Annotated in this window: 33 protein-coding genes; 32 read left to right on the top strand and 1 reads right to left on the bottom strand. The window is 66.0% G+C overall.

Annotated elements, in window-relative coordinates:
* The first annotated feature begins 94 nt into the window (after window positions 1-94).
* From fusA to rplQ, 32 genes are all read left to right on the top strand, one after another.
* Window positions 95-2,176: an elongation factor G gene (fusA, locus tag D7V80_RS01665; protein ID WP_120586480.1), complete on the top strand. Its 2,082-nt coding sequence runs from the start codon at window positions 95-97 to the stop codon at window positions 2,174-2,176.
* Window positions 2,177-2,315: 139 nt separating this feature from the next.
* Window positions 2,316-3,506 (top strand): elongation factor Tu, encoded by a 1,191-nt coding sequence (gene tuf, locus D7V80_RS01660; RefSeq protein WP_120586479.1) that lies wholly within the window; start codon window positions 2,316-2,318, stop codon window positions 3,504-3,506.
* A 195-nt stretch (window positions 3,507-3,701) separates the two neighbouring features.
* The gene (gene rpsJ / locus D7V80_RS01655) at window positions 3,702-4,010 is read left to right on the top strand and encodes a 30S ribosomal protein S10 (protein WP_002633608.1); all 309 of its coding nucleotides are present in this window, start codon (window positions 3,702-3,704) and stop codon (window positions 4,008-4,010) included.
* Between the two features lie 51 nt (window positions 4,011-4,061).
* Entirely contained in the window at window positions 4,062-4,685 is a 624-nt protein-coding gene (gene rplD / locus D7V80_RS01650) for a 50S ribosomal protein L4 (RefSeq protein ID WP_120586478.1), read from the top strand.
* Window positions 4,682-4,975: a 50S ribosomal protein L23 gene (locus D7V80_RS01645; RefSeq protein ID WP_120523548.1), complete on the top strand. Its 294-nt coding sequence runs from the start codon at window positions 4,682-4,684 to the stop codon at window positions 4,973-4,975. The genes rplD and D7V80_RS01645 overlap by 4 nt, the downstream gene beginning before the upstream one ends.
* A gap of 37 nt (window positions 4,976-5,012) precedes the next feature.
* Window positions 5,013-5,858, top strand: a complete 846-nt coding sequence (gene rplB, locus D7V80_RS01640; protein WP_120586477.1) for a 50S ribosomal protein L2 — start codon at window positions 5,013-5,015, stop codon at window positions 5,856-5,858.
* A gap of 13 nt (window positions 5,859-5,871) precedes the next feature.
* Window positions 5,872-6,159, top strand: coding sequence for a 30S ribosomal protein S19 (gene rpsS / locus D7V80_RS01635; RefSeq protein ID WP_014395864.1), 288 nt, complete (start codon window positions 5,872-5,874; stop codon window positions 6,157-6,159).
* A gap of 35 nt (window positions 6,160-6,194) precedes the next feature.
* On the top strand, window positions 6,195-6,539 hold the full coding sequence (gene rplV, locus D7V80_RS01630) for a 50S ribosomal protein L22 (protein WP_014395865.1): 345 nt from the start codon (window positions 6,195-6,197) through the stop codon (window positions 6,537-6,539).
* A gap of 41 nt (window positions 6,540-6,580) precedes the next feature.
* Window positions 6,581-7,243, top strand: coding sequence for a 30S ribosomal protein S3 (gene rpsC / locus D7V80_RS01625; RefSeq protein ID WP_120586476.1), 663 nt, complete (start codon window positions 6,581-6,583; stop codon window positions 7,241-7,243).
* A gap of 64 nt (window positions 7,244-7,307) precedes the next feature.
* Window positions 7,308-7,727, top strand: a complete 420-nt coding sequence (gene rplP, locus D7V80_RS01620) for a 50S ribosomal protein L16 (RefSeq protein ID WP_014395867.1) — start codon at window positions 7,308-7,310, stop codon at window positions 7,725-7,727.
* Between the two features lie 74 nt (window positions 7,728-7,801).
* The gene (gene rpmC / locus D7V80_RS01615; RefSeq protein ID WP_014395868.1) at window positions 7,802-8,008 is read left to right on the top strand and encodes a 50S ribosomal protein L29; all 207 of its coding nucleotides are present in this window, start codon (window positions 7,802-7,804) and stop codon (window positions 8,006-8,008) included.
* 83 nt (window positions 8,009-8,091) lie between these two features.
* The gene (rpsQ, locus tag D7V80_RS01610) at window positions 8,092-8,418 is read left to right on the top strand and encodes a 30S ribosomal protein S17 (protein ID WP_169821648.1); all 327 of its coding nucleotides are present in this window, start codon (window positions 8,092-8,094) and stop codon (window positions 8,416-8,418) included.
* A 65-nt stretch (window positions 8,419-8,483) separates the two neighbouring features.
* Window positions 8,484-8,852 (top strand): 50S ribosomal protein L14, encoded by a 369-nt coding sequence (rplN, locus tag D7V80_RS01605; protein WP_014395870.1) that lies wholly within the window; start codon window positions 8,484-8,486, stop codon window positions 8,850-8,852.
* A 42-nt stretch (window positions 8,853-8,894) separates the two neighbouring features.
* Window positions 8,895-9,224: a 50S ribosomal protein L24 gene (gene rplX / locus D7V80_RS01600; protein ID WP_014395871.1), complete on the top strand. Its 330-nt coding sequence runs from the start codon at window positions 8,895-8,897 to the stop codon at window positions 9,222-9,224.
* Window positions 9,225-9,400: 176 nt separating this feature from the next.
* Window positions 9,401-10,054, top strand: coding sequence for a 50S ribosomal protein L5 (rplE, locus tag D7V80_RS01595; protein WP_014395872.1), 654 nt, complete (start codon window positions 9,401-9,403; stop codon window positions 10,052-10,054).
* Window positions 10,055-10,078: 24 nt separating this feature from the next.
* Window positions 10,079-10,264 (top strand): type Z 30S ribosomal protein S14, encoded by a 186-nt coding sequence (locus D7V80_RS01590; protein ID WP_014395873.1) that lies wholly within the window; start codon window positions 10,079-10,081, stop codon window positions 10,262-10,264.
* A 168-nt stretch (window positions 10,265-10,432) separates the two neighbouring features.
* Entirely contained in the window at window positions 10,433-10,831 is a 399-nt protein-coding gene (rpsH, locus tag D7V80_RS01585; protein ID WP_014395874.1) for a 30S ribosomal protein S8, read from the top strand.
* A 64-nt stretch (window positions 10,832-10,895) separates the two neighbouring features.
* Window positions 10,896-11,462 carry a 50S ribosomal protein L6 gene (gene rplF, locus D7V80_RS01580; protein ID WP_014395875.1) on the top strand — a complete coding sequence of 189 codons (567 nt, stop codon included), beginning with the start codon at window positions 10,896-10,898 and terminating at the stop codon, window positions 11,460-11,462.
* A gap of 108 nt (window positions 11,463-11,570) precedes the next feature.
* Window positions 11,571-11,927, top strand: a complete 357-nt coding sequence (rplR, locus tag D7V80_RS01575) for a 50S ribosomal protein L18 (protein WP_014395876.1) — start codon at window positions 11,571-11,573, stop codon at window positions 11,925-11,927.
* A 22-nt stretch (window positions 11,928-11,949) separates the two neighbouring features.
* Window positions 11,950-12,471 carry a 30S ribosomal protein S5 gene (gene rpsE, locus D7V80_RS01570; protein ID WP_014395877.1) on the top strand — a complete coding sequence of 174 codons (522 nt, stop codon included), beginning with the start codon at window positions 11,950-11,952 and terminating at the stop codon, window positions 12,469-12,471.
* Between the two features lie 2 nt (window positions 12,472-12,473).
* The gene (gene rpmD / locus D7V80_RS01565) at window positions 12,474-12,743 is read left to right on the top strand and encodes a 50S ribosomal protein L30 (RefSeq protein WP_120586475.1); all 270 of its coding nucleotides are present in this window, start codon (window positions 12,474-12,476) and stop codon (window positions 12,741-12,743) included.
* Between the two features lie 16 nt (window positions 12,744-12,759).
* Window positions 12,760-13,287, top strand: coding sequence for a 50S ribosomal protein L15 (rplO, locus tag D7V80_RS01560; protein WP_014395879.1), 528 nt, complete (start codon window positions 12,760-12,762; stop codon window positions 13,285-13,287).
* A 131-nt stretch (window positions 13,288-13,418) separates the two neighbouring features.
* The gene (secY, locus tag D7V80_RS01555) at window positions 13,419-14,765 is read left to right on the top strand and encodes a preprotein translocase subunit SecY (RefSeq protein WP_120586474.1); all 1,347 of its coding nucleotides are present in this window, start codon (window positions 13,419-13,421) and stop codon (window positions 14,763-14,765) included.
* Between the two features lie 90 nt (window positions 14,766-14,855).
* Window positions 14,856-15,506 (top strand): adenylate kinase, encoded by a 651-nt coding sequence (locus tag D7V80_RS01550; protein WP_120586473.1) that lies wholly within the window; start codon window positions 14,856-14,858, stop codon window positions 15,504-15,506.
* Window positions 15,507-15,605: 99 nt separating this feature from the next.
* The gene (gene map, locus D7V80_RS01545; RefSeq protein ID WP_120586472.1) at window positions 15,606-16,364 is read left to right on the top strand and encodes a type I methionyl aminopeptidase; all 759 of its coding nucleotides are present in this window, start codon (window positions 15,606-15,608) and stop codon (window positions 16,362-16,364) included.
* Between the two features lie 150 nt (window positions 16,365-16,514).
* Window positions 16,515-16,733, top strand: coding sequence for a translation initiation factor IF-1 (gene infA / locus D7V80_RS01540; RefSeq protein WP_002614803.1), 219 nt, complete (start codon window positions 16,515-16,517; stop codon window positions 16,731-16,733).
* A 70-nt stretch (window positions 16,734-16,803) separates the two neighbouring features.
* Window positions 16,804-16,920: a 50S ribosomal protein L36 gene (rpmJ, locus tag D7V80_RS01535; protein ID WP_043321360.1), complete on the top strand. Its 117-nt coding sequence runs from the start codon at window positions 16,804-16,806 to the stop codon at window positions 16,918-16,920.
* A gap of 55 nt (window positions 16,921-16,975) precedes the next feature.
* Window positions 16,976-17,359, top strand: coding sequence for a 30S ribosomal protein S13 (gene rpsM, locus D7V80_RS01530; protein ID WP_014395883.1), 384 nt, complete (start codon window positions 16,976-16,978; stop codon window positions 17,357-17,359).
* Between the two features lie 75 nt (window positions 17,360-17,434).
* The gene (gene rpsK / locus D7V80_RS01525) at window positions 17,435-17,875 is read left to right on the top strand and encodes a 30S ribosomal protein S11 (protein ID WP_014395884.1); all 441 of its coding nucleotides are present in this window, start codon (window positions 17,435-17,437) and stop codon (window positions 17,873-17,875) included.
* A 69-nt stretch (window positions 17,876-17,944) separates the two neighbouring features.
* Window positions 17,945-18,571 carry a 30S ribosomal protein S4 gene (gene rpsD / locus D7V80_RS01520; RefSeq protein WP_120574782.1) on the top strand — a complete coding sequence of 209 codons (627 nt, stop codon included), beginning with the start codon at window positions 17,945-17,947 and terminating at the stop codon, window positions 18,569-18,571.
* 243 nt (window positions 18,572-18,814) lie between these two features.
* Window positions 18,815-19,837 carry a DNA-directed RNA polymerase subunit alpha gene (locus D7V80_RS01515; RefSeq protein ID WP_014395886.1) on the top strand — a complete coding sequence of 341 codons (1,023 nt, stop codon included), beginning with the start codon at window positions 18,815-18,817 and terminating at the stop codon, window positions 19,835-19,837.
* Between the two features lie 191 nt (window positions 19,838-20,028).
* Entirely contained in the window at window positions 20,029-20,448 is a 420-nt protein-coding gene (gene rplQ, locus D7V80_RS01510; RefSeq protein WP_014395887.1) for a 50S ribosomal protein L17, read from the top strand.
* Between the two features lie 132 nt (window positions 20,449-20,580).
* Here the strand turns inward: rplQ and D7V80_RS01505 are convergent.
* On the bottom strand, window positions 20,581-21,184 hold a 604-nt coding region (locus tag D7V80_RS01505), incomplete at its 5' end, for a hypothetical protein (protein WP_233585064.1).

Below are 21,184 nucleotides of genomic sequence, written 5' to 3'. Positions count from 1 at the left end.
TCGCGGTTGCCGCCCGGATGCGCTGCCAGCGTCCGGGCGGTTTCGTTTATCTGCCCTGGCAGAAGCCTAAGAGAAGTCCGGAAGGAACCGAGTCATGGCCCGTGAGTTCCCCCTCGAGCGCTACCGCAACATCGGCATCATGGCGCACATCGATGCCGGCAAGACGACCACCACCGAGCGGATCCTGTTCTACACAGGCGCCATCCACAAGATGGGCGAGGTGCACGAAGGCACCACCACCACGGACTGGATGGTCCAGGAGCGCGAGCGCGGCATCACCATCACCTCCGCGGCCATCAGCGCCTTCTGGGAGCGGATGGGCCAGCGCTACCGCGTGAACATCATCGACACGCCGGGGCACGTGGACTTCACCATCGAGGTGGAGCGCTCGCTGCGCGTGCTCGACGGCGCCATCGCCGTGTTCGACGCGGTCAACGGCGTGGAGCCGCAGTCGGAGACGGTGTGGCGCCAGGCGGACCGCTACAAGGTCCCGCGCATCTGCTTCATCAACAAGATGGACCGCGTGGGCGCGGACTTCGAGATGTCCGTCGGCACCATCAAGGAGAAGCTGGGCGCGCGTCCCGTGCGCATGCAGCTGCCCCTGGGCAGCGAGGACAAGCTCAAGGGCGTCATCGACCTGGTGCGCATGAAGGCGCTGGTGTTCCAGGACGCGGAGCAGGGCAGCCGCTTCGACATCGTGGACATCCCCGAGGAGTACCAGGAGGCCGCCGCGGCCGCGCGAGGGGAGCTGCTGGAGGCCGCCGCCGAGCAGGACGACGCGCTCACGGAGAAGTTCCTCAACGGTGACGAGCTCACCGAGGACGAGGTGCGCGGCGCCATCCGCAAGGGCTGTGTGGGGCTGAATCTCTTCCCGGTGTTCTGCGGCTCGTCGTTCCGCCACAAGGGCGTGCAGCCGCTGCTGGACGCGGTGGTGGACTACCTGCCCAGCCCGCTGGAAGTCCCGCCGATCCACGGCAAGACGCCCAAGGGCGAGGACGCCATCCGTGAGACGCGCGACGACGCGCCCTTCAGCGCGCTGGCGTTCAAGATCATGAACGACCCGTCCTTCTCCTCGCAGACGCTGACGTTCCTGCGCATCTACTCCGGGAAGCTGGAGGCGGGCACGGCGGTGTGGAACTCCGTGAAGGGCAAGCGCGAGCGCGTCAGCCGGCTCGTGCAGATGCGCGCGGACAAGAAGGACGAGCTGACGGAGTGCTACGCCGGCGACATCTGCGCGGTGGTGGGCCTGAAGCTGGCGACCACGGGCGACACGCTCTGTGACGACAAGCAGCCCGTCATCCTGGAGCGGATGGAGTTCCCGGAACCCGTCATCGACATCGCCATCGAGCCAAAGTCCACCGCGGACCAGGACAAGATCATCCAGGCCCTGCAGCGACTGGCCATGGAGGACCCCTCCTTCCGCGTGCGCACCAACGAGGAGACGGGCCAGACGCTGATCGCCGGCATGGGCGAGCTGCACCTGGAAATCATCGTCGACCGGCTCCTGCGCGAGTTCAAGGTGGACGCGAACATCGGCAAGCCGCAGGTGGCCTACCGCGAGACGGTGACCACGACGAAGGACGCGGAGGGCAAGTACATCCGCCAGGCGGGCGGCAAGGGGCAGTACGGCCACATCAACCTGCGCGTGTCCCCGAACGAGCCCGGCAAGGGCTTCGAGTTCGTCAGCACCATCACCGGCGGCGCCGTGTCCAAGGAGTTCGTGGACGCCGCGCGCGACGGCGCGAAGGAGGCCATGCAGAACGGCCCCGTCGCCGGCTACCCCATGGTGGACGTGAAGGTGGAGGCCTACGACGGCTCCATGCACGACGTGGACTCGTCGGAGATGGCCTTCAAGATCGCCGGGTCCATGGCCTTCAAGGACGCGGTCCGCGCGGCGAACCCCGTCCTGCTGGAGCCCATCATGGCCACGGAGGTCGTCACCCCGGAGGCCGCCATGGGCGACGTCATCGGCGACCTGAACGGCCGGCGCGGCAAGATTCTGGGCATGACGCCCCGGCCTGGCGGCGTGCAGGCCATCCAGGCGGAGGTGCCCCTGGCCGCCATGTTCGGGTACTCGACCGACCTGCGGAGCAAGAGCCAGGGAAGGGCGACCTACACCATGCAGTTCAAGCACTACGCACCGGCGCCGAAGTCAGCGCTCAACCCGAGCTACTGACCTCCCGCCCGCCAGGGGAGCCGCCGGGCGAATTCTGTTGACGTTCCAGCAGCTTTGAAGCACACGCAGCACCCCTCGGAAGTTCTCCCGAAGTCCTATACCGCCGGGGTTGCACCGGCGGCGTCGTGAGGAGCGGTTCATGTCCAAGGAAAAGTTCGATCGCAGCCTGCCCCACGTGAACATCGGAACGATTGGGCACGTGGACCACGGCAAGACGTCGCTGACGGCGGCCATCACCAAGGTGCTGGCGAAGACGGGCGGCGCCACGTTCCTGGCGTACGACCAGATTGACAAGGCGCCGGAAGAGCGCGAGCGCGGCATCACCATCTCCACGGCGCACGTGGAGTACAAGACGAAGAACCGTCACTACGCGCACGTCGACTGTCCGGGGCACGCCGACTACGTGAAGAACATGATCACGGGCGCGGCGCAGATGGACGGCGCCATCCTGGTGGTGTCGGCGGCGGACGGCCCGATGCCGCAGACGCGCGAGCACATCCTGCTGGCGCGCCAGGTGGGCGTGCCCTACATCGTGGTCTTCCTGAACAAGGTGGACCTGCTGGACGACCCCGAGCTGCGTGAGCTCGTGGAGATGGAAGTCCGCGATCTGCTCAAGAAGTACGAGTTCCCGGGCGACACCATCCCCATCATCCCTGGCTCCGCGGTGAAGGCGCTGGAGGGTGACACCAGCGACATCGGCGAGCCGGCCGTCCTGAAGCTGATGGAGGCGGTGGACGCCTACATCCCGACGCCGCAGCGCGCGACGGACAAGCCCTTCCTGATGCCGGTGGAAGACGTCTTCTCCATCGCCGGCCGTGGCACGGTGGCGACGGGTCGCGTGGAGCGCGGCATCATCAAGGTGGGCGAGGAAGTCGAAGTCGTCGGCCTGCGCGCGACGCAGAAGACGGTGGTGACGGGCGTGGAGATGTTCCGCAAGCTGCTGGACGAGGGCCGGGCGGGCGATAACATCGGCGCGCTGGTCCGTGGCCTCAAGCGCGAGGACATGGAGCGCGGCCAGGTGCTGGCGAAGCCGGGCAGCATCACGCCGCACACGAAGTTCAAGGCGCAGATTTACGTGCTGTCGAAGGAAGAGGGCGGCCGCCACACCCCGTTCTTCAAGGGGTACCGTCCGCAGTTCTACTTCCGCACCACGGACGTGACGGGCACGGTGAAGCTGCCGGACAACGTCGAGATGGTCATGCCGGGCGACAACATCGCCATCGAGGTGGAGCTCATCACCCCGGTCGCGATGGAGAAGGAGCTCCGGTTCGCTGTTCGTGAAGGCGGCCGCACGGTGGGCGCGGGCGTCGTGGCGGAAATCATCGCGTAGTTCTCAGGCTGCCAGCTCTCCGGGAGGGCCCTTGAGGGCTGTTCCGGGGAGCCGGTGGAAATCCAGTTGCAACCCATGGGGTGTGGTGGTACACACCGCGCCCCTTCGTTCCGAAGAAACGGTTCTCTGAAATCCAGGCGTTGACGGGCGTACCGCCTCACGGTTCCCAGAGGTCGTTCAAAGAGGTTCTTGCGAATGGCGACACAGAAGATCCGCATCCGGCTGAAGGCGTACGACTCGAAGCTCCTGGACCAGAGTGCTGGGGAGATCGTCGAGACGGCCAAGCGCACGGGCGCCAAGGTGGCCGGTCCGATCCCCCTGCCGACGCGCATCAACAAGTTCACCGTGTTGCGTTCGCCGCACGTGGACAAGAAGAGCCGCGAGCAGTTTGAGATCCGCACGCACAAGCGCCTGCTCGATATCCTCGAGCCGACCCAGCAGACGCTGGACGCGCTGATGAAGCTGGATCTGTCTGCCGGCGTTGACGTCGAGATCAAGTCCTAGGAAGCGGGATGGCGTCGGAGTGGTTTCACTCTGACCCCCGAGGAAAGTGCCATGGCGAAGTTTGACGTAGTCGACCTGGATTTGAAGAAGGTGTCGGAGATCGAGCTCTCCGACGAGATCTTCGGCGCTGAGCCGAACACCCACCTGTTCTACGAGGTGGCGAAGATGCAGCAGATCAACCGGCGCCGGGGCACGGTCGGGGTGAAGAACACCTCGCTCGTCAGCGGCGGCGGCAAGAAGCCCTGGAAGCAGAAGGGCACCGGACGCGCCCGCCAGGGCTCGATCCGCGCCTCCCACTGGGTGGGCGGCGGCAAGGCGATGGCCCCCAAGGCCCGTGACTACTTCTACCGGCCGCCCCGCAAGGTCCGCCGCGGTGCCCTGCGCGCCGTGCTGTCCCTGCGCGCCCGGGAGAAGCAGCTCATCATCGTGGACGGCTTCAAGCTGGACGCCCCGAAGTCCAAGCAGGCCTTGGAGGTGCTCACGCGCCGTCTGAAGCTCCAGAACGCGCTGGTCATCGACGAGCGTGGCAACACCAACCTGCACCGCAGCGTGCGCAACCTGGCGAAGTTCGACGTGCTGCCGCCCGAGGGTCTCAACCTCGAGTCCGTGCTCAAGCACTCGCACGTCGTCCTGACTTCCGCCGCCGCGAAGGCGCTCGAGGGGTCCCTGTCATGAACCTGAACGACGTCATCAAGGGCCCGCTCATCACGGAGAAGCTGGACAAGGCCCGTGAGAAGTTCCGCCAGTACTCGTTCATCGTGGACCGCAAGGCCACGAAGCACGACGTGTCCCGCGCGGTGCAGTCCCTGTTCAAGGTCACGGTGGAGGGTGTTCGCACCAACATCGTGCGTGGCAAGACGAAGCGGGTGGGCAAGAGCATCGGCCAGCGCCCCAACTTCAAGAAGGCGGTCGTCACCCTCAAGGAAGGTGACAAGATCGAACTCTTCGAAGGGGGAGCGGTCTGACGCCACTGGCGACAGATCCGCCTGAGAGGAACACACCATGGGCATCAAGAAGTACAAGCCGACAAGCGCCGCCCGCCGTCTGATGACGGTGTCCGACTTCGCGGACATCACCAAGGACTCGCCGGAGAAGGCCCTGACCGAGCCGCTCAAGCGCTCGGGTGGCCGCAACGTTCACGGCCACATCACCCGTCGTCACCAGGGTGGCGGTCACAAGCGTCGCTACCGCACCATCGACTTCAAGCGTCGTGACAAGGACGGCGTGCCGGCCAAGGTGGTCGCGGTCGAGTACGACCCGAACCGCACGGCCAACATCGCCCTTCTGCACTACGCGGACGGCGAGAAGCGCTACATCCTGGCCCCCGTGGGCCTGAGCGTGGGCGACACCGTGTTCGCTGGCGCCACCGCCGACATCCGGCCGGGCAACAGCCTGCCGCTGCAGAACATCCCGGTGGGTACGGTCATCCACAACGTGGAGCTGAAGCCGGGCCGTGGCGCCCAGGTCATCCGCTCCGCCGGGACCTCGGGTCAGCTGATGGCCAAGGAAGACCGTTACGCCCAGGTCCGCATGCCTTCCGGCGCCGTGCGCAAGGTGCTCATCGAGTGCCGCGCCACCGTCGGCCAGGTGGGCAACATCGAGCACGAAATCATCCGTATCGGTAAGGCGGGTAAGAGCCGTTGGCTGGGCATCCGGCCCACCGTCCGCGGTCTGGCCATGAACCCTGTCGACCACCCGCACGGTGGTGGTGAGGGTAAGTCCGGCCAGGGTAACCCGCACCCGGTGTCTCCGTGGGGCAAGAAGACCAAGGGCCTCACCACGCGCACCAACAAGCGCACCGACAAGTTCATCGTGAGCGGCCGCCGCCAGGGCGCGCGCAGCCAGTAAGAGGATTTGAAACATGGCTCGTTCGATCAAGAAGGGTCCGTTCGTAGACGATCACCTCCTCAAGAAGATCGAGGGGATGATCGCGGCGAACAAGAAGGCGGTCGTCAAGACCTGGTCCCGGCGCTCCACGATTCTCCCTGAGTTCGTGGGTCACACCTTCGCCGTGCACAACGGCAAGAAGTTCATTCCGGTGTTCGTGACGGAGAACATGGTGGGCCACAAGCTCGGCGAGTTCGCTCCTACGCGCACCTTCGGCGGGCACTCGGCGGAGAAGAAGGTCGCCAAGGCCCCGGGCAAGTAGCCCGTACCTACGCCTGAGAGCCTGAGGAGATGACCATGGAGTCGACTGCACATCTGCGTCACCTGCGCATGAGCCCGCGCAAGCTGTCCCTCGTCGCGGCGCTCATCCGGGGCAAGCCCGTCGAGGCCGCCCTGAACATCCTGAAGTTCACCCCGCGCGCTGCTGCGCGGCCGGTGGAGAAGCTCATCAAGAGCGCCGTTGCCAACGCGACGGACCTGTCCAAGGGCCAGGTCGACGTGGATACCCTCTACGTCAAGACCATCTCCGTGGACCAGGCCGCCACCCAGCGCCGGTTCATGCCGCGCGCCATGGGGCGCGCGACGCCCATCCAGAAGAAGTCTGCCCACGTCCACGTCGTGCTGGCCGAGGCCAAGAAGTAGGACCCGTCGGGCCCTGCCCGGACGCACCAAGGAGATTCAGTTTGGGACAGAAAGTACATCCGATTGGGTTCCGGCTCGGCGTCATCAAGACCTGGGACTCCAAGTGGTTCGAGCACAAGAACTACGCTCAGTGGCTCCACGAAGACATCCGCATCCGCGAGTTCGTCAAGAAGTCGCTGAACCACGCGGGCGTGTCCAAGGTGGAGATTGAGCGCGCCGCCAACAAGGTGAAGGTCAACGTCCACACCGCGCGTCCGGGCATCGTCATCGGCAAGCGCGGCGCTGGCATCGAGACCGTCAAGAAGGACCTCCAGCAGTTCACCAAGAACGAGGTCTTCCTGAACATCGTCGAGGTCCGCAAGGCCGAGACCGACGCGCAGCTCGTGGCGGAGAACATCGCCACGCAGCTCGAGCGCCGCATCGCCTTCCGCCGCGCCATGAAGAAGGCGCTGCAGACCGCGATGAAGTTCGGGGCCAAGGGCATCCGCGTGGCCTGCTCTGGCCGCCTGGGTGGCGCCGAGATGGCCCGCTACGAGTGGTACCGCGAGGGCCGCGTGCCCCTGCACACCCTCCGCGCGGACATCGACTTCGGTTTCGCCGAGGCCAAGACGACCTACGGCAAGATTGGCTGCAAGGTCTGGATCTGCAAGGGCGAGGTCCTCCCCGGCAAGGGCGGCCACTCCCCCCAGGCCACCAACCGGTAAGACGCCCCTGTGGGGCGGGCCCTAAGAAGCCCGCCCTGCACGCGAGGCACGAAGGACATCGACCATGCTTCAGCCTGCTCGAACCAAGTACCGCAAGATGCAGAAGGGCCGCATGTTCGGCTCGGCCCACCGCGGCAGCGACCTCACCTATGGTGAGTTCGGCCTGGTGAGCCTCCAGCCGGGCTGGATCACCTCGCGCCAGATTGAGGCGGCCCGTATCGCGATGACCCGCCACGTGAAGCGCGGCGGCAAGATCTGGATCCGGATCTTCCCGGACAAGCCCATCACGAAGAAGCCCGCCGAAACCCGTATGGGTACCGGTAAGGGTGGCGTGGAGTACTACGTCGCGGTCGTCAAGCCGGGACGCGTGCTCTACGAGATGGAGGGCATGACGCAGGAGATCGCCACCGGTGCGCTGAAGCTGGCGCAGGCGAAGCTGCCGGTGCTCACCAAGATCGTGCGCCGCAGCGAGCTCTCGCTGTAGTCACGCACCGCCGGGACGGGCGCTCCACCTGGTGACAGGGGAGGGCGCCCGCATCCCGCGCCGAGGAGACCAAGATGGCGACTGCGAAGGAACTGAAGGAACTGTCGACGGACGACCTGCAGAACCGCGCGAAGGAACTGCGCGACACGCTGGTCCAGGATCGACTCAAGCGTCGGACCGGCTCGCTGGACAGCCCTGCTGAGGGCGTGCAGCACCGCCGTGATCTGGCCCGCATCCTCACCGTCCTGGGCGAGAAGGCCCGGGCCGCGAAGGCGGGGTAGTAGTAGCAGTGCATCCGCGGGCATCCGGGCTCACCCGGGTGTCCGTGGCCATCCGGGCAGAGGGCCCGGGTGCATGACAGACAGTGAGAACCAACATGGCTGAAGCGACCGAAACGCCCGCTGCCGAGACCTCCACCCGGGGTCGTCCCAAGACCCGCGTGGGCATCGTCACCTCCAACAAGATGCAGAAGACGGTGGTCGTCACCGTCCAGCGTCGTGCTCCCCACCCGAAGTACGGGAAGATCATGAGCCTGCGCGAGAAGTACAAGGCGCACGTCGAGGATCACGACTACCCGAAGAAGGTCACCATCAACGAGGGTGACCGGGTGCGCATCGCCGAGACCAAGCCCGCTTCGAAGGACAAGCGTTGGCGCGTGGTCGAGGTGTTGGAGAAGAGCAAGAACGTCTAGGTAGGCCACACCGCGTCCGTGCGCCATGAAGCGCGTGGACGGGTTCGAGCAAGAGGAGACTTCACATGATTCAGATGCAGAGTGTGCTCGATGTGGCCGACAACTCGGGCGCCAAGAAGGTGTTTTGCATCAAGGTTCTCGGCGGCTCCAAGCGCAAGTACGCCTCCATCGGCGACGTCATCGTCGTGTCGATCCGCGAGGCCCTGCCCAACTCCAAGGTGAAGAAGGGTGACGTGGCCAAGGCCGTCATCGTCCGCACCCGTCGCGAGGTGGGTCGTGCGGATGGCAGCTACATCAAGTTCGACGGCAACTCGGCGGTCCTCATCAACAAGGACCTGGAGCCCATCGGGACGCGCATCTTTGGGCCGGTGGCCCGTGAGCTGCGTGCCCGCAAGTTCATGAAGATCATCTCGCTGGCGCCCGAGGTCCTCTAAGAGGACGCAGGCCTGACGGCGAACAGCCAGAGTGAGGAAGCCATGCAGAAGCTGAAAGTCGGTGACACCATCCAGGTCATCTCCGGGTCTGAGCGCTCGGAGAAGACGCCGGCGACCAAGCGCGGCAAGGTGCTGAAGGTTGACCGGGAGGCGGGCCGCGTGACGGTCGAGGGCCTGCGCCTGGTCAAGCGCCACCTGCGCAAGACGCCGCAGTCCCCCGAGGGCGGCATCATCGAGAAGCCGGGCACCATCGCGCTCTCGAACGTCCAGGTGGTCTGCGCCAAGTGCGACAAGCCGACCCGCGTCGGCATCCGCAAGGAGGGTGAGTCCTCCAAGCGGTTCTGCAAGCAGTGTGACGCCCTGATTGACTAGGGGGCGGTGTTCGGGCATGTATGCGCGCCCCTTGCCCCACCTCGTGGTGGAGCAAGCGGGCGTGCACGTCCAGAGGGCTGAAATGGTTGAGCCCTCTGGGTGTTTCCACGTTCTAGACGCAGGACTGATCGGGCGCGCTGGGTCCATGACGGCGTTCCGAAGCAGGGGAATGAAAGATGGCTGACGAGAAGAAGGCCGACTCGAAGGAAAAGAAGAGCAAGAAGCGCGGCAAGGAAGAAGCCAAGAAGGTCGGCTTCGCCGCGAACATCGAGGAGGGCCTGAAGGCCCGCTCGGCGCGCCTCAAGGACCGCTTCCGCGCGGAAGGTGTTCCTGCGCTGATGAAGGAGCTGGGGCTCGGGAACCCCATGGAAGTGCCGCGGCTGGAGAAGATCGTCGTCAACATGGGTCTGGGCGAGGCGCTCGCCAACAACAAGATCCTGGAGTCGGCGGTGGACCAACTGGCTGCCATCACCGGTCAGAAGCCGGTCGTGACGCGCGCGCGCAAGTCCATCGCGAACTTCAAGCTGCGCCAGGGCCAGGCCATCGGTGCCGCCGTCACGCTGCGCGGCGACCGCATGTTCGAGTTCATGGACCGCCTCATCACCGTCGCGCTGCCGCGCGTGCGTGACTTCAAGGGTGTGTCCCCCAAGGCTTTTGACGGGAAGGGCAACTACACGCTCGGCGTGCGCGAGCAGATCATCTTCCCGGAAATCAACTACGATCAGATCGAAAAGGTGAAGGGGCTCAACATCAGCTTCGTCACCACCGCCCGGAACGACGAGCAGGGCCTCGCGCTGATGCGTCACTTCGGCATGCCGTTCCGTCAGTAACCGAGCCCAGGACTCCCATCGATCATGGCCAAGCTCTCCAAGATTGCCCAGGCGAAGCGCAAGCTGAAGTTCCCCGTGCGTCAGTACAACCGCTGCGGTCTCTGCGGTCGTCCTCGCGCCTTCCTGCGCAAGTTCAAGATGTGCCGTATCTGCCTGCGTCACCGCGCCCTGCGCGGTGAGATCACCGGCGTCACCAAGTCGTCCTGGTAGACGTTGGACCCGGACCCTCGTCCCTGCCCTGAAAAGGGCAGGGCGGTGCCCGGTTGAAGTAGAAGGGAAGTGGCGGTCGTCGCGAACCCCCGGGATGGGCCCGGCAGGCGCGGTGGCCGCGAATGCGGTGAGTCCCCTGGGGGCCGCTGCTTTGCTTGAAGGTGCTTCATGCCGGTCAATGATCCCGTCGGCGACATGCTGACCCGCCTGCGCAACGCCTCGCGTGCGCGGCACGACAAGGTCGTCATCCCCCACTCGAAGCTCAAGGTGGAGATCGTCAAGGTCCTCAAGGACGAGGGCTACATCGGGGATTTCACCATCCACGAGGTCGCGCCGCAGAACGAGATCACCGTTCAGCTGAAGTACGGCCCGGACCGCAGCCCGGCCATCACCGGCATTCGCCGTGTGTCGAAGCCTGGTCTGCGTCGCTACGTCGCGGTGCGCGACATCCAGCCGGTGCTCGGTGGCATGGGCATCTCCATCCTCTCCACCTCGCGCGGCATCTTGGTGGACACCGAGGCCCGGAAGCAGAAGGTCGGCGGCGAGCTGCTCTGCACGGTCTACTAGCCAGGAGCCTGGGTGAGGCGCCCCGCGAGGAGCGCGCCCCGGGCGACGACAGCACGAGGCAATCATGAGTCGGATTGGAAAACTGGCGATCAAGCTTGGCGACAAGACGAAGGTCAACGTCGCCAACCAGCAGGTCAACTTCGAAGGCCCCAAGGGCAAGCTGTCCGTCAAGCTCCCCGCCAAGGTGAAGGTGGAGGTGAAGGACGGCCAGGTGACGGTGCAGCGTGAGGATGACTCGCGCGAGGCCCGCAGCCTGCACGGCCTGACGCGGACCATCCTCGCCAACGCGGCGAAGGGCGTGTCCACGGGCTTCGAGAAGCGTCTCGACATCCGCGGCGTCGGTTTCCGCGCGGAAGTGAAGGGCAAGGCCATCCACTTCTCGCTCGGCTACTCCCACCCGGTGGTGTTCAACCTGCCGGAGGGCGTGACGGCGGAAGTCGACAAGACCTCCCGCACCGAGGACAGCCTTCCCACGGTGGGGCTCACGCTCCGCTCGGCGGACAAGGAAGTCCTGGGTGCCACGGCGGTCAACATCCGCTCGCTGCGTCCGCCGGAGCCCTACAAGGGCAAGGGCATCAAGTACGCCGAGGAGCGCATCCGTCGCAAGGAGGGCAAGACCGGTACGACCTAGTCGTCGCCGCGTCTTCGCCGAGCATTCAACCCCGCCGGACCTTGAGGTCTGGCGGAATCATCCGGCGGCGGAAGGCCGCATCGCCGCCGGACGGAAAAGGAAGCAGCCATGTCCAAGACTGTCGATCAGCGCCTCAAGAGGAAGAACCGCATCCGCAAGAAGCTCTCCGGAACCACGGAGCGCCCGCGGCTGTCGGTCTACAAGAGCCTCAAGCACATCTACGCGCAGGTGGTGGACGACTCCACCGGCCGCACGCTGGCGTTCGCTTCGTCCCTGTCCAAGGAGCTGAAGGGCAAGGACGAGGGCGACAAGAAGGCCGACGCGAAGCGCGTGGGCTCCCTCATCGCGGAGAAGTGCAAGGCCGCCAACGTCGATGCGGTGGTGTTTGACCGCAACGGCTTCCCTTACCATGGGCGCATCGCCGCCGTGGCTGACGCCGCGCGCGAGGCCGGCCTGAAGTTCTAGGTACCAGAAAGGAATTCCTCAAGTGGCAACTCCGATCAATCCGAACGATCTGGACCTGACCGACCGCGTGGTGAACATCAACCGCGTGGCCAAGGTGGTGAAGGGTGGCCGCCGGTTCTCGTTCGCCGCGCTTGTCGTGGTGGGCGATGGCAACGGTCACGTGGGCGTGGGCCTGGGCAAGGCCAACGAAGTCCCCGAGGCCATCCGCAAGGGTGGTGAGAACGCGAAGAAGAACCTGTTCCGCGTTCCTCGCATGGGCCACACCATCCCGCACGAGATCCTGGGGCACTTCGGTGCCGGCTGGGTGCTCCTGAAGCCTGCCTCTGAAGGTACGGGCGTCATCGCCGGTGGTGCGGTGCGCGCGGTGCTGGAGGCGGCGGGCATCCGCAACATCCTGACCAAGAGCCAGGGTTCGCGGAATCCTCACAACGTGCTGAAGGCCACGGTTGCGGGCCTGAAGCTGCTGCGTAGCGCGGAGCAGGTCGCGCGGCTGCGTGGCAAGGACGTCGAGACCCAGAAGCTCGCGGGCGAGGCGAGGGGCTAGTCATGGCGCTCAAGGTTAAGCTGACGAAGAGCTTCTCGGGGTCTTCCGAGGACATGCTGGCCACCATCAAGGGCCTCGGTCTGAAGAAGTTCGGCGACGAGCGGCTGTTGAAGGACACCCCGGCGGTGCGCGGCATGGTGTTCAAGGTGAAGCACCTGGTCTCCCTGGAGACGGTCAGCCAGGAGGCCCCGGCGCCCAAGCGCCGCAAGCCCCGGAAGATTGTCGCCCGGGACCGCGCCCTGGAGCGCCTGGCCGCCACGGCCAAGGCCTGAGAACTGAGGATCCAACATGAGCATCCTGACCAATCTGAAGCGCCCTGAGGGCTCCTGGCACCGCAAGAAGCGCGTGGGCCGTGGCCAGGGTAGCGGCCTGGGCAAGACGGCCGGCCGCGGCGGCAAGGGCCAGAAGGCCCGCTCCGGCAACATGCGGTTCGAAGGCTTCGAAGGCGGCCAGAGCCCGCTGCAGCGCCGCCTGCCGAAGTTCGGCTTCAACCCGCCCAACCGCACCACCTACGCGGTGGTGAACCTGGGCGACCTGGAGCACACGTTCGACGCTGGCGCCACGGTGGACGAGGCCGCGCTGAAGCAGGCGGGCCTGGTCAAGGGCCGTTATGATGGCGTGAAGGTCCTGGCTCACGGCGAGCTCGCCAAGAAGCTCACCGTGAAGGTGAACAAGGTGTCCGCGGCGGCTCGCGAGAACATCGAGAAGGCGGGCGGCTCCGTGGAGGAGCTCCCTCTGGTGGCGCACAAGCCGGAGTCGGCCGCCAAGGCCCACGCCGGCAAGGGCGTCAAGGCTCCTCGCCAGCCCCGGGCGTAGGCGTGACCGGCGCGCATCACGGTGATGTGGTGCGCGCCCCCAGCCTTGTGTAGGCTTCCGCGCCCCTTTCCGGAACCGGAGAGGGGCGTTTGTTGTTGCTGGCAGAACCTCTTGAAGAGGATGGCATTACCGTGGCCTTGAACGCCTTCGCCAACGTCTTCCGCATCGCGGAGCTGCGCAGCCGGCTTGCGTACACGCTCGTGCTGCTGTCCGTCTACCGCATCGGCATCTTCATCAACACGCCGGGCGTGGACCGCTCCGCGATGAACGCGTTCATGGACGCCCAGAAACAATCGGGCGGCCTCGTGTCGCTGTTCAACCTCTTCTCCGGCGGCGCGCTGGAGCAGATGTCCATCTTCGGTCTGGGCATCATGCCGTACGTGAGCGCCTCCATCATCATCCAGCTCCTGGCGGTGGTGGTGCCCAGCCTGGAGCGCCTGCAGAAGGAAGGCGCCGCGGGCCGCCAGAAGATCAACCAGTACACGCGCTACGGCACCATCGCGCTGTCCATCGTGCAGGGCGTGGGCATCTCGCGCTGGCTGGCCTCGCTGGGCCGCTCCGACGCGGGGCAGGGTGGCTTCAACCAGGTGGTGGTTCCCAACGACAACCTCTGGTTCACCTTCATGACGGTGGTCAGCCTCACGGCGGGCACTGCCTTCATCATGTGGCTGGGCGAGCGCATCACGGAGCGCGGCATCGGCAACGGCATCTCGCTCATCATCTTCGCGGGCATCGTGGCTCGCGTGCTGCCCGGCGCGAAGACGCTGCTGGACCTGACGACGCAGGAGATCGTGAACGTGGCCGCGGTGCTGGGCCTGATCTTCTTCATGCTCCTCATCATCGGCGTGGTGGTCTACGTGGAGCGGGGCATGCGGCGCGTGCCCATCCAGTACGCCAAGCGCATGGCGGGCCGGCGTATGTTCGCGGGTCAGGCGACCTACTTCCCCATGAAGGTGAATGCCTCGGGCGTGATTCCCCCCATCTTCGCCGGCGCGGTGCTGTCCTTCCCGGCGACCCTGGGCGCGTGGTTCCCCTTCCTGCAGGGCTTCCAGCGCAGCATCGAGGGCAACCTCTGGGTCTACAACGGCCTGTTCGTGCTGCTGGTGGTGTTCTTCTCCTACTTCTACACGGCGCTGACCTTCCGGCCGGATGACGTGGCGGACAACATCAAGAAGCAGGGTGGCTACATCCCCGGCATCCGCCCGGGCCGCCAGACGGCGGAGTTCATCGAGCGCACGCTCAACCGCCTCACGTTCGGTGGCGCCATCTACCTGGCCATCATCTGCGTGATTCCGTCGGTCATCAGCAGCGTGCTCGGCGTGCAGTTCACGTTCGGCGGCACGGCGCTCCTCATCGTTGTGGGCGTGGCGCTGGACACGGTGCAGCAGATCGAAGGCCACCTCATCAGCCGCAACTACGAAGGCTTCGCGGGTCCGCGCGGTCCGCGCATCCGCGGCCGGGTTCGCGTGGCGGCCTGACAGCGGTCGGTTGTGTTCCGGGCGCCTCTCCCCAATGGTGGGGAGGGGCGCCTCGTCGTTCAAGGGTGGACGTAGGTACAAAGGAGCGACATGAACCTCATCCTCTTGGGGCCGCCGAACGCCGGGAAGGGAACCCAGGCGAAGAAGCTCTACGCGGACTTCCAGATCCCGCAGATCTCCACCGGCGACATCCTGCGCAAGGCCGTCAAGGATGGCACGCCGCTGGGCAAGGTGGCCGGGCCGCTGATGGCCGCGGGGCAGTATGTCCCGGACGATGTCGTCATCGGCATCGTGGAGGAGCGGCTGAAGGAGTCGGACGTGGCCCAGGGCTTCGTGCTCGACGGCTTTCCCCGCACCCCGGGACAGGCGGACGCGCTGGACCGGATGCTGGAGCGGCTGGGCAAGCAGCTGAATGCGGTCGTGTCGCTCGAGGTCCCGCACTCGACGCTGGTCGAGCGTGGCTCCGGCCGGCGCGTGTGCCCCAATGACGGGGCCGTCTACCACGTCACCCAGAGCCCTCCGAAGCGGGCGGGCCTGTGCGACAAGTGCAGCACGGAACTCGTTCAGCGTCCGGATGACACGCCGGAAGTCATCGAGAGGCGCCTGCAGAAGTACGACGCGGAGACGTCCCCCCTGAAGGACTTCTACGCGAAGAAGGGGCTGCTCAAGAGCGTGGACGGCGTCGGGTCTCCGGAGGGCATCTACGAGGAGATCAAGAAGGCCGCTGGTCGTCCTGCCTGAGCCTGGGGCAGCCAGCGAGGCGAGGGCAGGGCTGGTCCGGACTGCCGCCCCACCGGTCACGGGTTCCTGACAGAGCAGCGGGCCGGTAGGAAAAGGGGCATGAACCCGGTGGAACTCAAGAGTCCGGATGAGATCGCCCTGATGCGGGACGCGGGGCGGATCGTTTGTGAGATCCTGGACGAACTCGAGAAGGCAGTGGCCCCGGGTGTCTCCATCTGGGAACTGGACGTCCTGGCGGAACAGCTCATCGCCAAGAAGGGCGCCCGGTCGGCGTTCAAGGGCTACCACGGGTTTCCGGGCGTTCTCTGCGCCTCCGTGAACCAGGAGGTCGTCCATGGTATCCCCGACCGGAAGCGCCGGTTGGTGGCCGGGGACCTGATGAAGCTGGACTTCGGGGTGGTTTACCGGGGCTTCTTCGGGGACTCGGCGCGCACGGTGCCGGTGGGGAAGGTGACGCCAGAGGCCCAGGCCCTGGTGGACGCCACCCGGCAGTCCCTGGAGAAGGCCATCCAGGTGATGCAACCGGGCAACCGGATTGGCGACATTGGCCATGCGGTGCAGAGCCACGTGGAGGCGCGGGGGTTTTCCGTGGTCCGGGACTTCACGGGGCACGGGATTGGCCGGAAGCTGCACGAGCCGCCGCAGGTGCCCAACTACGGGCAGGCGGGCTCCGGGATGAAGCTGCGGCCAGGCATGGTCCTGGCGGTGGAACCGATGGTGAACCAGGGGACTCCCGACGTGGAGGTCCTGGAGGACGAGTGGACGGCCGTCACCGTGGACGGCAAGTTGTCCGCCCACTTCGAGCACACCATCCTGATCTCGGAGCGGGGGCCGGAAGTGCTGACCCGGCGTCGATGAGGGCCCCCAGACGCCGGGTGAAATAGGGTGATGTCAGAGGGTGTTGATAGAGGTCCAGATTTCAGATCGCGCGGCGCTTGCTACTTACGGACCAAAGTGTTATCCCGCCGCGCTTCCAGAAGGTTCGTGGTCCGGGAAGAAGGTTGACGCTTGCCGAAGGATGATTCCATCGAAGTCGAGGGGACCGTCATGGAACCCCTACCGAACGCGATGTTCCGCGTGGTGCTGGACAACGGCCACAAGGTGCTCGCGCACATCTCGGGTAAGATGCGGATGCACTTCATCCGTATCCTTCCGGGCGACAAGGTGAAGGTCGAGTTGTCGCCGTATGACCTGACCCGTGGACGGATCACGTACCGGGCCAAGTAATTCGCGCCGGCCGCCTGTGCGGACCGGCTGTTGTGCTTTTCACCGCTGCTGAAGGAAGGAAGTTCGCTCCATGAAGGTTCGGGCGTCCGTCAAGAAGATCTGCGACAAGTGCAAGGTTGTTCGCCGCAAGGGCATCGTGCGCATCATTTGCGCCTCCAACCCCCGGCACAAGCAGCGCCAGGGCTAAGAGTCCTTAAGGGACTCTTGCCTCAGACCAACTCCACAACGAAGGAAGACCGAAGATGGCTCGTATCGCCGGCATCGATCTGCCGCCCAACAAGCGTGCGGTGATCTCGCTTCAGTACATCTACGGGATCGGTAACAAGACCGCGCACGACATCATCGAGGCGGCGGGCATCGATCTCACCACCCGGACCAAGGACCTCACCGAGGACCAGGCTCGAAAGATCCGCGAGATCATCGAGGCCAACTACAAGGTCGAGGGCGACCTCCGGCGTGAGGTGACCATGAACATCAAGCGGCTGATGGACCTGGGTTGCTACCGGGGTCTGCGTCACCGCAAGGGTCTTCCGGTCCGCGGCCAGCGCACCCACACCAACGCGCGCACCCGCAAGGGTCCCAAGCGCGGCATCGTTCGCGCGAAGCCGGCCGCTCCGGCCCGCTAAACCCTCTGGCGCCCGCTGCTTCGCTTCGTGTGAGGCGCGGGCGTTGATCACCTACTCCCAGGAGCAGCGATTCACATGGCTGACGAGATCAATACCGCCGCCGCGCCGGCCGGTGCCGAGGGTGGCGAGACCCCTGCGGCGAAGAAGAGCAAGCGCAAGGGCAAGAAGAACATCCTCAACGGCGTGGTCCACATCCAGTCCACGTTCAACAACACCATCATCACGATCACGGACGTGTCCGGGAACGTGATCTCCTGGTCGTCGGCCGGGGCGCGCGGCTTCAAGGGCAGCCGCAAGTCCACGCCGTTCGCGGCGCAGGTGGCCGCTGGCGACGCCGCGGCGAAGGCGATGGAGCACGGCCTGAAGACCGTGACGGTGTTCGTGAAGGGCCCGGGCGCGGGCCGTGAGTCGGCGCTGCGCGCGCTGGCCGCCGCCGGCCTGAAGATCAGCCTCATCCGCGACGTGACGCCCATCCCGCACAACGGCTGCCGTCAGCCCAAGCGCCGCCGCGTCTAATCACCGCTTCGGGCCGGGGACCCGCCTCGCGGCGGGCCTGGCTCCAGACCATCTGCAAGGAGAGTTTCCGTGGCTCGTTATACCGCGAGCGCCTGCCGTATCTGCCGGCGCGAGAACCTGAAGATGTACCTCAAGGGCGACCGTTGCTACACGGACAAGTGCGCCATCGAGCGCCGCCCCTATCCCCCCGGTCAGCACGGCCAGGGCCGCGTGAAGTTCTCCGGCTACGGCGTGCAGCTGCGCGAGAAGCAGAAGGTCAAGCGCATGTACGGCCTGCTCGAGAACCAGTTCCGCGGGTACTACCACCGCGCGTCCGCGGCCAAGGGCAAGACGGGTGAGAACCTGCTGCAGCAGCTGGAGCTCCGTCTGGACAACGTGGTGTTCCGCATGGGCTTCGCGGACACGCGCAACGAGGCGCGCCAGCTGGTGCGTCACGGTCACTTCCAGGTCAACGGCCGCCGGGTGAACATCCCGTCGTTCTCCGTGAAGCCGGGCAGCGCCGTGGAAGTGGTGGAGAAGAGCCGCAAGGTGCTCCGCATCTCCGAGGCGCTGGAGACGGTGGACCGCCGTGGCGTTCCCCAGTGGATCGACCTGGACAAGAAGTCGTTCAAGGGCACGGTCAAGACGGTCCCGAACCGCGAGGACCTGACCATGCCCATCCAGGAGCAGCTCATCGTCGAACTGTACTCGAAGTAAGCAGGGATGCCGGGCCCGCTTCGGGTGGGCCCCTCCCGCGGTGGACGCCCTGGCCGACAAGGCCGGGGCGTTGTCGCTTTGTCGCTTTGTCGCTTTGTCGCTTTGTCGCCTGTCGTTTCGTCGTCTGGATGGCGCGTCCTGCGCGCTCCGGGCGAGCTTGTTACGCAGTCCCCCCGCGTGCCCGTCCTCCCGTCACCCTGACGGGGAAGTGGGTGATGGCGCACGACCAGAGGAGCAGTCCCCATGGCCGACACGTTTGTTGCGAAGAACTGGCGCGACCTCATCAAGCCGCGCCGCATGGAAGTGGACCAGGACTCGCTGAGCCCCACGTACGGCAAGTTCGTGGCGGAGCCGCTGGAGCGCGGCTTCGGGACGACGCTGGGCAACTCGCTGCGGCGGGTGCTGCTGTCGTCGCTGCAGGGCGCGGCCATCACCTCCGTGAAGATTGAAGGCGTGGACCACGAGTTCACGACCATCCCCGAGGTGGCCGAGGACGTCACGGACGTCGTGTTGAACCTGAAGGAGGTCCTCCTCCGGATGCACACGAACGAGACGAAGACGCTGCGCATCGAGGTGGAAGGCCCCAAGGAAGTGAAGGCGGGCGACCTCATCGCGGACCAGGACGTGGAGATCCTGAACCCGGGTCACCACATCTGCACCGTGTCCGAGGGTGGCAAGGTGCGCATGGAGCTGACGTGCCGCCGGGGCCGGGGCTACGTGCCGGCGTCCACCAACAAGGTGCCGGGCGCGCCCATCGGGACCATCCCCATCGACTCGCTCTTCTCGCCCATCCGCAAGGTGAACTACCAGGTCACCAACGCGCGCGTCGGTCAGGTCACGGACTACGACAAGCTGTCGCTCGAGGTCTGGACGGACGGCTCCGTGGTGCCGCAGGACGCGGTGGCGTACGCGGCGAAGATCATCAAGGAGCAGCTCACGGTCTTCGTGAACTTCGACGAGACCGAGGAGCCGGTCGTCGCCGAGGCGCCGAAGGAAGAGGCCAAGCTCAACGAGAACCTGTTCCGCTCGGTGGACGAGCTGGAGCTGTCGGTGCGTTCGGCCAACTGCCTGCAGCAGGCGAACATCAAGTCCATCGGTGACCTGGTCCAGCGCACCGAGGCGGAGATGCTCAAGACGAAGAACTTCGGCCGCAAGTCCTTGAAGGAGATCAAGGAGATCCTCGCGGAGATGGGCCTGTCCCTGGGCATGAAGCTGGAGAACTGGCCGCCGAAGAACGCGCCGGCTCCCGCGGCCCCCAAGGCCTAGAGCGTCGTCATTTCCTGAAGCACCTGCCTTGGCTTCCCACCGACACGGCTTCACGGTGGCGCGAAGGCAGGGGGCCCTGGTACACAGGGCCCGATTCAACGGCGGCCCTGGTGTCGGGGCCGTCCTTCCCACCCGGTACCTGATACGGCCGGAGTGGTGGGGCTCTCAAGAAGAGGCCCCGGAGCACGCGCATGCGCCACAAGGTCGGACAAAGGAAGCTGCACCGCACCACGAGCCACCGTCTCGCGATGCTGAACAACATGGTCACGTCCCTGCTGGAGCACGGGGCCATCCGCACCACCGTTCCCAAGGCGAAGGAAGTCCGTCCGCTGGCCGAGCGCATCATCACGCTCGCCAAGCGCGGTGGCCTGTCCAACGTGCGCCTTGCTGCCCGCACCGTGAAGGACCGCACGGTCCTCCAGAAGGTGTTCAGCGAGTACAAGGAGCGTTACGCCTCCCGTCCGGGTGGCTACACCCGCATCGTGCGCCTGGGCTTCCGCCGGGGCGACGCCGCGGAGATGGCCCTCATCGAGCTGGTGGACCGTCCCGCGAAGGCCCCGGCCGCCGCTGAGACGACCGAGGCTCCCGCCGAGGCGAAGTCCGAGGGTTGAGCCGTTCCCCCTGCCCGGGTCTCACGTGAGTGAGGCCCGGACGGGCTGAAGAAGCACAAAGGGCGCCTTCCTGCTTCAGGAGGGCGCCCTTCGTGTTTCCGGCGTCTGGAGAGGCCCGCTCGCGGCGGCGGGCTACTTCTTCGGCGCGAGGAGGCGCTGCCACTCCTCCTGGAGGGAGGGCGTGAGGTCGGCCTTGTCGTCCGCGCTCTTCATCGTCAGCGCCTGGAAGCGGAGGTCCGCGGGCGCGGAGCCGCCGCTCTTCCCCAGGAGCTGCTTGGGCGTGATGGTGACGAAATTTCCGGGCTGCACCTCCGCCACCACCGCCTTGTACTCGTTGTTCACGGTGATGATGACGTCGCGCCAGACGTCCTTGCTCTCGTTCCAGATGGTGACGGAGGGCCGGTCCAGCTTGTCGCTGAGCACCAGGCGCGCGTCCATGTCACCTGTGTCCATGGAGCTGCCCGGGCACGCGATGCCGAGGCTGGCGACGGACAGCACGAGCCAGCCCGCGATGATGCCGGCCTTGTACTTGAAGAAGCGGTCGCTCGCGCGGAAGTCCGCGAACTGCTCCTTCAGGATGGAGAAGGCGTTGAGGAGGACGTTGGACGTCTCCTCGGCGACGCGCTTGCCCAGCGGGCCTTCCGGCTTCGGCTTCTCCAGCGGGGCCGTGCGGGCGGCGCTCACGGCGCGCATGCCGGGGCTGGTGGCCGCTCGGGGCTGGGTGCCGGGATTGGAG

Origin of the sequence: Corallococcus sp. CA054B (assembly GCF_003611625.1) — a bacterium.
Taxonomy (GTDB): domain Bacteria; phylum Myxococcota; class Myxococcia; order Myxococcales; family Myxococcaceae; genus Corallococcus; species Corallococcus coralloides.
This window is presented reverse-complemented; position numbering and strand designations above follow the sequence as displayed.